Raw genomic sequence first — 12,206 nt, forward strand, 5'->3', positions numbered from 1 at the left:
TTATTCCCTTATTTCCTGCAAGAGTTGTAAATCTGAAAAGTCCGTTGCTACTGGGGAGCAACAAGAGATGATTTTAGCAACTCTTGCGGATATAAGAAGCAGTACTCAGAGTGTGATTATGCTTAGATTGAGCGAGTGATCTACTGGATATAGTGCGTTAGGATTGTTCAATAAGGTTCGGAACACCCCAACGAATAATCAGACCGGAATGAGTCAGGCCACTGCCAAAGCCGTAGATCAGTACTCGGTCCCCGTATTTCAATTGCTGATGATCTATGCCAGCCTGCAGAGCAAGTGGAATGGATGCGGAAGACGTGTTACCCATTTCTTGCACGCTCTGCAGTGTCTTGGACAGAGGGATATCTGCTTTCTCACAAATAGACTCGATGATACGAAGGTTGGCGCTATGAGGCACAACCCAGTCGATCTGATCAAGTTCTAAGCCTGCTTGTTCAAGCAGTGTATTAATCCCTTCAGATACCGTCCTTACCGCCCATTTGAATACCTCGCGTCCATTTTGCACAATCCGGCCATCTCCCGCTAGCGGAGTTTGGTCCATTTGTGTTGACAATCCGGATTGGTATACATGAATGCCTCCACTGCCTTGCGTCCCCATCGTAAAGGATTCAAATCCAGCTTGCTCAGGGTCATATTCAACCAGAACAGCCCCAGCCCCGTCCCCAAATAGAATACAGGTGCTACGATCCGTATAGTCTGTAATCTTAGACATCGTCTCTCCAGCCACGACTAATATCTTCTTATGCAGACCAGAGGTTATTAGGCCGTTCGCCACATGCAAAGCATATGAAAAGCCTGCGCATGTCGCGTTTAGGTCGATTGCTCCGGTTTCTTTTATGCCAAAATGCGCTTGAACTCGGCATGATACCGAAGGAAATGAATAATCAGGTGTTGCAGTAGCCGCGATAATAAGATCAACATCGTCCAGGGAAACAGCGTAGGTGTCCCTAAGTTTTTCCGCTGCGCGAATGCAGAGGTTGGAGGTAAACTCATCGCTTGCTGCGATATGTCTCGTCTTAATTCCTGTACGTTGAACGATCCATTCATCGTTTGTATCCACAAGTCGTTCCAAGTCTTCATTCGTCATAATAGCTTCGGGAACATAAGTACCGATGGCGGTAATGCGTGCCTTGGATAATGCTGACAATAAAATCACTCCTTTATCGTTAAATACTGAATTGTTACTAGCTATTAGTACTTGGTACTAAAAAGAGTATATCACTGTTTAGCATTAATGTATATTACTTACCCAAGCTAATATCACTACTAACTGAATAATGGGCCAATGCGGTTATAAACGCTATAGCCTTTTTATGCTCATTTCGACGGTATTATATCCAAACCATAAGGAAATGAACTTCATAGAATATAGTAACAATCAGCAAATTGATAGTGAGGAAGGAGGGGATGTGGATGTCAGTAATAAAAATGTATCTAACTGCAACAAGTACTGTTTTAGGAAATGTGAACACTACTACGACTACGAATACATCGCCTACTGTAGAGCGTTACACGGCATCTATCGTCCTGGGTAACATCATTGGAGGTACAACTGTAGTTCCTGCAACGAGCTTTACTAATGATAGTGGTAGTGCGGTTGCTGTTAATGGATTGGTTGTTCCATCTAGCGACGGTTACTACAGTTTGTATGTGAATAATGAACTTCAAAGAGGAGGAATTAGTTCATTAACCGCAGCTAATTTAACGATAGATACAGTTCTAGTAGTGGGTGTTACGGTCGTTATCGAGGTGGTTACCTTAAGGTGGTTACCTTATCTTCAACTTCAACATCCAATTCAACCAACAACATCGCTGTTTCAACATCCATACAAAATTAACTTCTGATCCTCATGCTATAATATGGGGTAGGAAGGAGTGTTTGATTAATCTATGAAAACGTTAGTATTAGCGGAAAAGCCCTCGGTCGCACGGGAAATCGCGCGGGTAATGGGCAGCCGAGACAAGCATAAAGGTTATTTTGAAGGTCCCAAGTATGTGGTGACCTGGGCATTGGGGCATTTGGTTGGTCTGGCTGAACCTGAGGATTATGATGGGAAATTTGGTACTTGGGCGTTGGAGGATTTGCCTATTTTACCTGGGAAAATGAAGCTGAAGGTGCTGCGTGAATCCAGTCATCAGTATAAGATTGTGCAGCAACTTATGCGGCGGCAGGACATAAAGGAACTAATCGTAGCCACAGATGCAGCGCGGGAAGGTGAACTACTGGCGAGATGGATTATTGACATGGCTAAGTGGAACAAGCCATTTCAGCGGTTGTGGATATCCTCTCAGACGGATAAAGCCATCAAAGAAGGATTTGCTTCATTGAAGCCGGGAGCCCAGTTTGAGCGATTATATCAATCAGCTCGTTGTCGTGCGGAAGCGGACTGGATGATTGGGCTGAATGTTACGCGGGCATTAACCTGTAAATTTGGCGCACCGTTATCCGCAGGTCGAGTACAGACTCCAACTTTGGGGATGATTATGCAACGCGAGAATGAGATTATATCCTTCGTTTCGGAAGGCTATAGCACGCTCCGCGCTGATTTGGGATCATTCCAAGCTATATGGCGGGGGAATAATGGCGATTCACGCATATTTAATCCCGAAGAAGTTACACGGCTACAAGGGAAGCTAGATGGACGCTCAGGGAAAATTATAAAGCTTAAGAAGAGTGAGAAGAACGTCCCTCATCCATTAGCTTATGATTTGACGGAATTGCAGCGGGATGCCAACCGTCTACTGGGATTTTCGGCGAAACAGACTTCAAATGTACTACAACGCTTGTATGAACAACATAAACTGGTTACTTATCCGCGTACGGATTCACGTTATCTTACCTCGGATATGAGCGATACGCTTAAGGAACGGTTGAACAGTGTGGCTGTGGGGCCGTATGCCCCGTTAGCGAGACCATTGTTACGCAAGCCATTGCCGCTAGGAAAACGGATCGTAGATGATAGCAAGGTTACGGATCACCATGCGATTATTCCCACAGAGCAAACAGTTCTATTGAATGCACTTAGTACTGAAGAACGTAAGCTATACGATCTGATCGTTCGGCGATTTATTAGTTTGTTCTATCCTCCAGCTCGTTTTGATAATGTCGCTGTCACAGTCGACATTGCAGGGGAAATATTACATGCCAAAGGGACGACCATGAAGGATAGTGGATGGCGTGCAGTCTATGATGGGCAAGCGATGGATGAGGATGAAGATGGAGATGATGCAGAAGAACGTGGTGCAGCACTTCCAGAATTGCGAGAAGGTGAGGCAGTTACCGTTAAGAAATGCCTCGTGCAGACGGGACGGACATTGCCTCCAAAACGCTATACGGAAGCAGCTTTGCTAACTCAGATGGAGAAGCATGGACTGGGTACTCCAGCAACGCGTGCTGATATTATTGAGAAGTTAGTTAATTCCGATACGATTGAAAGACAGGGGAATTCACTACATCCGACAGGGAAGGGAAAGCAATTGATTCAGCTTGCCCCAGCTGACTTACGGACACCGGAACTAACGGCCAAGTGGGAAGCGGAACTGGAGCGGATCGCCCGTGGTCAAGGTAAACCAGATCCTTTCCTCGTTGGGATACGGGAAATGGCACAGGGATTAGTAAGTGGTGTTAAGAATAGTGAAGCTGAATATAAACCACATAATGTTTCAAATAGTCATTGTCCGGATTGTGGTACAAGATTGCTGGAGAAGAAGACCGCTCGTGGTCTTGTATTAACTTGTCCAAGTGAGGACTGTGGTTATCGCCGTTCAGGCGAGAAGCGTCTGTCCAATCGTCGTTGTCCTCAGTGTCATAAGAAGATGGAGATGAAAGAAGGCAAGGCAGGTCTCTATGTTCAATGTCTGGGATGTGGCATTACGGAGACAATGAATAAGGATTCGAAACATATCAATAAGCGAGAGCAACAGAAACTGGTTAACCAGTATGCGAAGAAACAGGAATCCATCGGCTCCAACCTTGGAGATCTACTCAAAGCTGCAATGGAGAAGAAGGGGCAGTAAATTTATTGTATAAAATGTAGTAGACCTCGAGATGCTAAAGCTGGGAGGTGATGAACGTGCCGCATCACAAAGCGCGGAAGACCGAGAACCAGCAGAATAAATCCAGCATTCTGGAGGAGACGATTGAGGTTAAGCCGAAGAAACAGGCCGATCTTCCCCCGAGTTTAAATCAAGTTTCAAAGAACGAATCATAAAGTCACATAAGTGAGATCCAGTAACTCTAGCTCCCCGGAAGGGGAGCTTTTTTACATAGAAAAACAAAAGCTGGACAGGGGGACAAGGGAAAGGTGGGACAAAGAACCTGTCTCTTTGTCCCTAGATTCCAGCCTTGATTTGCTCGGCATAATCTTTAAACACGATAACTCGGTTCTCCAAACGGGATTTCTCGGCTGCGAATGACATCAGATGGCTTTGCACGGACACACTGGCTGAGGATAATCCTTCATTGATCTTGTTGTCGCGTACCAATTCAACGAAGTTGCTAATTAGTCCGCTATCCCCGCCACCATGATCGTCAATGCCACTCGGTAGTGAAATGAGCTCTTTGTTCCCTGTAAGGAAGTCCGTGACCTCAAGCTCACACTTATTAAACGACATGATACCTTTGACCTCACCCTTAGTTCCCATGAGTTTGATCGTTCTTGCATATTCGTTCGTGAATGCGCACATCGTAAAGGCCACGGTAACATCATTCTCAAATTCAATATTAACGACTTGATGATCAACGACGTCGTTGTCACACTTGTAGACGCATCGGCCATATGGCCCTTCTTGGAGCGCCTTCATAATTCCTTCATCGCTAACATCATTGCTTAGGACGTAACCCCAACTTGGGTTACCTAGATAAAACTTAGGTGCAAAGAACGGACATTCCTCGGCATGAGGGCAACCATCTGTACAGCGATCAGTAGCTTGAGGGGGTGCATTTTCAGCCTTAAAGTGAGATAAGGAGCCAAATGAAGATATACTTCTGCAATCGCTTCCAGCCAGCCACAGCAAAATATCCATGTCATGGCATGACTTGGCGAGAATCATAGGGCTTGATTCACTTGAATTTCTCCAGTTACCACGGACGTAGCTATGAGCTTGATGCCAGTAAGCGACATTCTCATTGTGTTGAATGGAGATAAGGTCACCGATTGTCTTGTCCTCGATGATCTTTTTGAGCGTAGAGAAGAACTCCGTATAGCGAAGTACATGACAGATGTTAAAGATCCGGTCATATTTAACGGCATATTCCCCTAATTTCACCACTTCTGTAGGATCAGTCGACATCGGTTTTTCCAAAAGGATATGATAGCCGGCTTCAAACGCCTTTACGACAGGGTCGAAATGGTATTGATCTTGCGTACAAATGAGGGCAGCATCTGCAAGCTTTGGCTCACGCAACATGTCTTCCCATGAGCTAAAGCATGCTGAGTCTGGAATATTGTGAGCAAGTTGAAATGCTTCTCGTCTCCCTTGATCCGGTTCGGCTACCGCTACGAATTGAAGTTCTTCAGGATGCTGTAATCCGTAAGGAGCATAGGCCTGAGCTCCGCGATTCCCCGCCCCGATAAGTATTGCTGTAACCTTCTTCATGATTTTCTCCTCCATTGTTCGTGCTAGTTAAATGTGTTTACACAGTGTAAGTACTATAGTTTAATATTAATAGGGTACTTACACTGTGTCAATACTATTTTAAACGTCTAATAAATGCCTTGAATATGGAGCTAGACATCACATTCTCACATGTTGATTTCATTTACTAGATAGTGTACGCTAAGCAGCGTATACCCTATTTACGTTATGGATACACTGTGAACAATTGAACAATGAGATAGTCTTTTTAAGACAGGAGTGAACCAACCCGTGGGGACAAAATGGGAGCAGGAATTGGATCAAATGCGTTATTCACGACGCAAACAGATCATGGATGCTACATTCGAGCTTGTATTGGAGAAAGGGCTCATGGATATTACAATCGTCGATATCGTAAAGAAGGCAGAAATTAGTCGCGTGACACTCTATAAATATTACAATTCGATTCATGAAATTGTATTTGATATTCAACTCAAAATTTTGAATGAATTAAGTGAACTGCTAGATGAACGGTTAAAGGGAAAGAACGGTCTTGAGAAGCTGAAGGACTATTTTGCGACTTTTATTACGATGTTTCAGACTCATCCGGATCACTTTCGTTTTGCAGCCATATTCGATCAATATTATCAGTCTTCATATCCAACGTTGGAGCTCGAAGAACGGTATCAAAGCTATACGAAGCAAGGCATAGTCTTGATTGAACAAATCATTGACGAGGGCATCCATGACGGGTCGATTCGCAAGGGTACGGATCCTATCATGATGGCCCAGATTCTATCACATATTACGATGGGCACGACCCAGCGGATAGCCGTTCGTAGTGAGATTTATAAGACTGAGAGTAAAGTTGATTCCGAGGAAATGTTGAACTATTTAATGACTTTTTTAGCCTCATCCCTAGCTGCTGATCAGCCCCAGTAAACATAGGCATTGAGGTAATGTAGGACATCGATCCGAAAATGGATTCGTTAATTGGTTAAGACAAAGACGCCGTGAGGCGTCTTTCCTATTTAGAGAGATAAGCGTTATAATATAGATAAGAAACGGTGGATCAGATCTAATAGAGTAAAGGGGGCGGGGTCGACATGATGACGGCAATACTATTATGGTTTCTATTTATTAATGGAGTAGGTTACTTGATCATGTCGGAAGATAAACGCCGTGCCCGACGAAGACGCGAACGAATTCCTGAGCGTACTCTATTCTTACTTGCTGCCATTGGTGGAGCTCTTGGCGTGTTGATCGCAATGAATATCAAACGTCATAAGACGAAACACGTCAGCTTCCGATTGGGTGTTCCACTGCTTCTGCTTATGAATGCTGTGCTCTACGGTTATTTCCTAATATGAAGAGAGAGGTGCGTTCTTATGTTATTTACTAAAATTGTAGCTGCTTATGATGGTTCTAAAGCTGGGAAGAAAGCGTTGGATAAGGCAATTGAACTTGTGAAGCTGACACCAGGTGCAACGCTAGAGGTGCTTCATGTATTCGATTTCCCGCGTTTTTATGTGGCCGACGGCTTTGCTCCGGTACCAACTTCTATAAATCAGGACTTCTACGAATTGGCTGAGGGAACGGCTGATGAAGCCAAAGCACATTTGGAGAAATTAGGAGTCGAGGGTAAGGTTGAGTTGGCTCAGGGGGCACCTGCTGAAGTGATTCTTGATTATGCGAAGAAACATAATAATGATCTTATTATCATTGGTAGCCGTGGTCTTGGTGGTATTCGTGAGTTCGTGCTCGGTAGTGTCAGTCACAATGTCGTTCAACATGCCCAAATTCCAGTATTGGTAGTTAAATAAAAATACAACACAAGGGATGCCAGTTGATGGCGTTCCTTTTTTTTGCAGTTTGTGCAGAAAAATAACTGGATTTGAGGGTTTTCTGTTAATTAGTAGGGGATCTTTTGTTAAAAAGCGAACAATATTATTTTCAAGACTTATAATGTTCGGGTTTAAGTTGACACAGTATGTACGAGATTGTTAAACTAATAAGGGAATAATAATTATATCGCTAAAATAATAGTCCTCGTATAAATCCGGGAATAGGGCCCGGAAGTTTCTACCTGAGAACCTTAAATTTTCGGACTACGAGTGAATACGTAATACAGGAAAGTCCACTCCATTTAATTCAAATGGGAGTTCTTCTTTCTTATGGGCCAAATGAGACAATACTATGGCTGGAAGTTTCGTATTCACTTTGCGTCCGGAAATTCTGAAAATACTTGTTATTTTCCAGAGAACACCGGACTTTTTGTTTTTATGGAAAGGTCCTGATCTCTTGGATCTAAAGAATGTTCATCATATTGGAAAGTAGGTTGAGTCATGTCAGCACAGGTTGCAGTGATCATGGGCAGTAAATCAGATTGGGATACGATGTCTCATGCATGTGCCATTCTGGAGGAGCTCCAAATTCCTTATGAAAAGCAAGTTGTTTCTGCTCATCGTACGCCAGATTTAATGTTTGAATTTGCTGAGAAAGCGGCTGGTCGAGGGTTGAAAGTGATTATTGCTGGTGCGGGTGGAGCGGCGCACTTACCAGGGATGGTAGCGGCAAAAACAGTACTTCCTGTTATCGGTGTACCGGTCAAATCGGCAGCACTAAATGGTCTTGATTCATTGCTCTCCATCGTGCAAATGCCCGGAGGGATTCCGGTAGCAACAGTTGCAATCGGTAAAGCGGGTGCCATTAACGCGGGATTGCTCGCGGCACAGATTCTAGCTGCATTTGATCCTAAGTTGAATGAAAGAGTGCAAGAGCGCAGAGATCGCATTCGTGATGAAGTGTTAGCTAGTAGTGTTGAATTAGGAGAGATATTGTAATGAGTGGGACAATTATTGGTGATAACTTCGGGCTACCGATTATCGGACCAGGCTCACGTATCGGTGTATTAGGTGGGGGACAATTAGGACGGATGATGGCCCTAGCCGGTAGCAATCTTGGCTATCACTTTGTTACCCTTGATCCGACACCGGAGTGTCCTTGTGGTCAACTAACCGAACAAATCGTCGCTGGGTACGATGACAAGAAGGCAGCTCGCCTATTGGCGGAACGTTCGGATGTAATCACGTATGAGTTTGAGAATGTGGACGCTGAGGTAGCAGCATTGCTAGAACGTTTATCCTATGTACCGCAAGGAAGCAAGCTGCTCTTTACAACGCAGCACAGACTTCGTGAAAAAGCAGCAGTGGAAGCAGCGGGCGTTAAAGTTGCTCCTTATCGTAAAGTGAGCAGTGAGGCAGAGTTACAAGAAGCGGTTACCCAGCTCGGTATCCCGAGCGTGTTGAAGACGGCAACGGGTGGATATGATGGTAAGGGGCAATGGGTTATCAAATCCATCGCTGAGATTGGACCTGCTTATACGGAATTGAGCAAGGCGGGAACTGAGCTTGTCCTGGAACAATTCATACCCTTCGTAAAAGAACTGTCGGTCATATCAGCTCGTAGCCCGCGAGGGGAAATAAAGACATTCCCGGTTGCTGAGAACATCCATGTGGACAATATCTTACATACTTCCATCGTACCAGCAAGGGTGGAAGCGGATGTGTTACATGAAGCGGAACAGCTTGCAGCACGAATTGCAGAGTCGATGGAGGCCGTTGGGCTCCTCGCAGTGGAGATGTTCTTAACACAGGATGGAGAATTATACGTTAATGAGCTTGCTCCACGACCGCATAACTCAGGTCATTATACGATGGAAGCTTGTACGACATCACAGTTCGAGCAACATGTTCGAGCGATTTGTAATTTACCATTAGGTGAAGTAAAGCTCATGTCGCCAGTTGTTATGGTCAATGTTCTCGGAGAACATTTGGATGAGGTAGTAGGTGCCCTATCGCAAGGTGCTTGGACAAACTCTGATGTTGTGCCGAAGGTACATCTATATGGAAAGAGCGGCTCCGCTCCCAAACGTAAAATGGGACATATCAATCTATTATGTCATGATGTACAGCATGGACTTGATTGGATTCAGCAAACCAATATATGGAGGAATCAACATTCATGATCGAACGTTATAGCAGACCGGAAATGAGAAACATTTGGACCGAAGAGAACAAATTCAAAGCATGGCTAGAAGTAGAAATTTGCGCTTGTGAAGCTTGGGCAGAACTGGGAGTCATTCCGAAAGAGGATGTGGCGTTGCTTCGAAAGAATGCTTCTTTTGACATCGACCGTATTTATGAAATCGAACAGGAAACGCGACATGATGTGATTGCCTTTACACGATCTGTATCTGAAAGCCTTGGAGCGGAGCGCAAATGGGTACATTACGGATTGACTTCAACCGACGTGGTTGATACGGCTCTTGGCTATTTGCTGAAACAAGCCAACGAGATTTTGGAGCAGGATATTATTCGTTTTATCGAGATTTTGCGCGACAAAGCGATCGCATACAAGGATACACCGATGATGGGACGTACGCATGGCGTGCATGCGGAACCGACTACTTTTGGTCTTAAGATGGCGCTATGGTATGAGGAAATGAAACGTAATCTGGAACGTTTCCGTCGGGCAGCAGACGGTGTTCAATTCGGTAAAATATCTGGTGCAGTAGGAACATATGCGAATATCGATCCATTCGTTGAAGAATTCGTCTGCCAGAAGCTAGGCACAACAGCAGCACCGATCTCAACTCAAACGTTGCAACGGGATCGTCATGCAGAGTACATGGCATCGCTCGCACTAGTCGCTACATCGCTTGATAAGTTCGCTACCGAAATTCGCGCTTTGCAGAAGAGTGAATTCCGCGAAGTAGAAGAAGCATTCGCTAAAGGGCAAAAGGGATCTTCGGCTATGCCGCATAAACGTAATCCAATCGGTTGTGAGAACATTTCTGGTCTGTCACGCGTTATTCGTGGTCACATGTTATCCGCTTACGAGAACGTGACTTTGTGGCACGAGCGCGACATCTCACACTCCTCCGTGGAGCGTATCATTCTACCGGATGCCACGATGTTGCTTAACTACATGCTGAACCGCTTCGGTAACATTGTGAAGAACTTGACGGTATTCCCAGAGAACATGAAGCGTAACATGGGTCGGACATTCGGCGTGCCGTTCTCTGGACGAGTGCTAACGAAGTTGATCGACAAAGGATTCAGCCGTGAGCAAGCGTACGATACGGTGCAACCACGTGCGATGCAAGCCTGGGAGACGCAGCGTCAGTTCCGTGACATTGTCGAAGAAACTCCGGAAATTACGGCGGTATTGAGTAAAGAAGAGATCGAAGATGCTTTTAATCCATCTTGGCACTTGAAACATGTAGATACGATATTCCGGAAGCTAGGCTTGTCTGAATAATGGTTGGAAACGTGAATCGATGAGACGAGAAGAAGGCTCCGCTATGGAGCCTTGATCGTCAGAAGGAGGACAGCAAATATGTCATCACAAGCAATTTCTACGGCAGAGGACATGATAAGCGCCCCATTGCTGTACAAAGGCAAGGTTCGAGAATTGTATGACCTGGGAGAACATTATTTGATCGTTGTAACGGATCGTATCTCGGCATTTGACTATGTGCTGGATCCAGCAGTGCCTGATAAGGGCAATGTCCTAAATCGTTTGAGTAGCTTCTGGTTCGAGAAGACGCAGGACTTAATTGACAACCACGTGATTCATACGGATATTGAACAGCTCGGTTCGGTCATTAATGAAGAACATAAGGCGATCCTTAAGAATCGAATTATGGTCTCTCGCAAAGCTGAGCGCATTGACATTGAATGTGTGGTGCGGGGTTATGTAACAGGCGGCGGCTGGCGTCAGTATGAGAAGAATGGTGAAATTAATGGCATTAAGCTGCCAAAAGGATTACGTAAGAACGACAAACTGCGTGAGCCAATCTTTACACCTGCGGCTAAGAACGATGTAGGCCATGATGAGGACATATCTTTCGAGAAGATGAGCGATCTCGTTGGTGCCGATATCGCAGAGCAACTGCGTAGCCGTAGCCTGGAGATGTATAGCTTTGCTCGTGATTACTGCGAGGAACAGGGTATCATCCTTGCCGATTGTAAGTTGGAATTTGGTCTAGTAGATGGCAAGCTGATCCTGATTGATGAGATATTTACGCCAGATGCTTCACGCTTCTGGGCTAGGGAAAATTATGCGCTCGATATCGAAATTGATAGCATGGATAAAGAACCCGTCCGCACATATTTACTAGGTTCGGATTGGGACAAGAACAGCAAGCCTGATCCCCTTCCTGAGCAAGTAGTAGCAGAGACTACCCGGCGTTACCGGGATATTTATAAACGTCTTACAGAGCAAGAGCTATCATAATTATTCTTTAGCACGAACTTTGGTTTACTAGATTCTATCCAATATTAGGAGGCACATGAGGAATATGATTAAAGCGACAGTCTATGTCACCATCAAACAAAGTGTACTTGATCCACAAGGGGTAGCCGTTCAAGGCGCTCTACATTCTATGGGGTTTGAAGAGGTCCAAAGTGTTCGGATCGGTAAATATATGGAATTGCAACTGGATACAAGTGACCGGAACGAAGCGGAAGCTCGTGTCAAAGACATGTGCGAGAAGCTTCTAGCCAACACGGTCGTGGAAGATTACCGCTTTGAATTGGAGGGTTGAT

13 protein-coding genes and 1 riboswitch are annotated in these 12,206 nt (G+C 44.9%); of the genes, 11 read left to right on the plus strand and 2 right to left on the minus strand.

What is annotated here, in order from left to right; all coding sequences use genetic code 11:
- Nucleotides 1–157 precede the first annotated feature (157 nt).
- Nucleotides 158–1,165: a ketoacyl-ACP synthase III gene (locus IEW05_RS00455; protein ID WP_188534760.1), complete on the minus strand. Its 1,008-nt coding sequence runs from the start codon at nt 1,163–1,165 to the stop codon at nt 158–160.
- 266 nt (nt 1,166–1,431) lie between these two features.
- On the opposite strand from IEW05_RS00455, the gene IEW05_RS00460 reads away from it, so the two are divergent.
- From IEW05_RS00460 to IEW05_RS00470, 3 genes are read left to right on the plus strand one after another with little or no spacing between them, the layout of a single operon-like run.
- A complete protein-coding gene (locus IEW05_RS00460; protein WP_229753204.1) occupies nt 1,432–1,863 on the plus strand; it encodes a DUF4183 domain-containing protein in 432 nt (143 codons plus the stop codon).
- A gap of 45 nt (nt 1,864–1,908) precedes the next feature.
- A complete protein-coding gene (locus tag IEW05_RS00465; RefSeq protein ID WP_188534762.1) occupies nt 1,909–4,035 on the plus strand; it encodes a DNA topoisomerase III in 2,127 nt (708 codons plus the stop codon).
- A 56-nt stretch (nt 4,036–4,091) separates the two neighbouring features.
- Complete coding sequence (locus IEW05_RS00470; RefSeq protein WP_188534764.1) at nt 4,092–4,229, plus strand: hypothetical protein; 138 nt, start codon at nt 4,092–4,094, stop codon at nt 4,227–4,229.
- A gap of 121 nt (nt 4,230–4,350) precedes the next feature.
- Here the strand turns inward: IEW05_RS00470 and IEW05_RS00475 are convergent, their stop codons facing one another.
- Entirely contained in the window at nt 4,351–5,616 is a 1,266-nt protein-coding gene (locus IEW05_RS00475) for a Gfo/Idh/MocA family protein (RefSeq protein ID WP_188534767.1), read from the minus strand.
- A gap of 270 nt (nt 5,617–5,886) precedes the next feature.
- On the opposite strand from IEW05_RS00475, the gene IEW05_RS00480 reads away from it, so the two are divergent.
- From IEW05_RS00480 to purS, 8 genes are all read left to right on the plus strand, one after another.
- Nucleotides 5,887–6,537 carry a TetR/AcrR family transcriptional regulator gene (locus IEW05_RS00480; RefSeq protein ID WP_229753205.1) on the plus strand — a complete coding sequence of 217 codons (651 nt, stop codon included), beginning with the start codon at nt 5,887–5,889 and terminating at the stop codon, nt 6,535–6,537.
- Between the two features lie 164 nt (nt 6,538–6,701).
- Nucleotides 6,702–6,965, plus strand: coding sequence for a DUF1294 domain-containing protein (locus IEW05_RS00485; RefSeq protein ID WP_188534768.1), 264 nt, complete (start codon nt 6,702–6,704; stop codon nt 6,963–6,965).
- 18 nt (nt 6,966–6,983) lie between these two features.
- A complete protein-coding gene (locus tag IEW05_RS00490) occupies nt 6,984–7,418 on the plus strand; it encodes a universal stress protein (RefSeq protein ID WP_188534770.1) in 435 nt (144 codons plus the stop codon).
- Between the two features lie 206 nt (nt 7,419–7,624).
- A riboswitch (purine riboswitch) is annotated at nt 7,625–7,726 on the plus strand.
- A 214-nt stretch (nt 7,727–7,940) separates the two neighbouring features.
- The gene (purE, locus tag IEW05_RS00495) at nt 7,941–8,438 is read left to right on the plus strand and encodes a 5-(carboxyamino)imidazole ribonucleotide mutase (RefSeq protein ID WP_188534772.1); all 498 of its coding nucleotides are present in this window, start codon (nt 7,941–7,943) and stop codon (nt 8,436–8,438) included.
- On the plus strand, nt 8,438–9,622 hold the full coding sequence (purK, locus tag IEW05_RS00500; protein ID WP_188534774.1) for a 5-(carboxyamino)imidazole ribonucleotide synthase: 1,185 nt from the start codon (nt 8,438–8,440) through the stop codon (nt 9,620–9,622). The genes purE and purK overlap by 1 nt, the downstream gene beginning before the upstream one ends.
- On the plus strand, nt 9,619–10,917 hold the full coding sequence (gene purB, locus IEW05_RS00505) for an adenylosuccinate lyase (protein ID WP_188534776.1): 1,299 nt from the start codon (nt 9,619–9,621) through the stop codon (nt 10,915–10,917). Before purK ends, purB begins: the two co-directional genes overlap by 4 nt.
- Nucleotides 10,918–10,995: 78 nt before the next feature.
- The gene (locus IEW05_RS00510; protein ID WP_188534778.1) at nt 10,996–11,895 is read left to right on the plus strand and encodes a phosphoribosylaminoimidazolesuccinocarboxamide synthase; all 900 of its coding nucleotides are present in this window, start codon (nt 10,996–10,998) and stop codon (nt 11,893–11,895) included.
- Nucleotides 11,896–11,959: 64 nt separating this feature from the next.
- Nucleotides 11,960–12,205 (plus strand): phosphoribosylformylglycinamidine synthase subunit PurS, encoded by a 246-nt coding sequence (gene purS, locus IEW05_RS00515; protein ID WP_188534780.1) that lies wholly within the window; start codon nt 11,960–11,962, stop codon nt 12,203–12,205.
- Nucleotide 12,206: the final 1 nt, after the last annotated feature.

This window comes from Paenibacillus segetis, assembly GCF_014639155.1.
GTDB classification, from domain to species: Bacteria; Bacillota; Bacilli; order Paenibacillales; family Paenibacillaceae; genus Fontibacillus; species Fontibacillus segetis.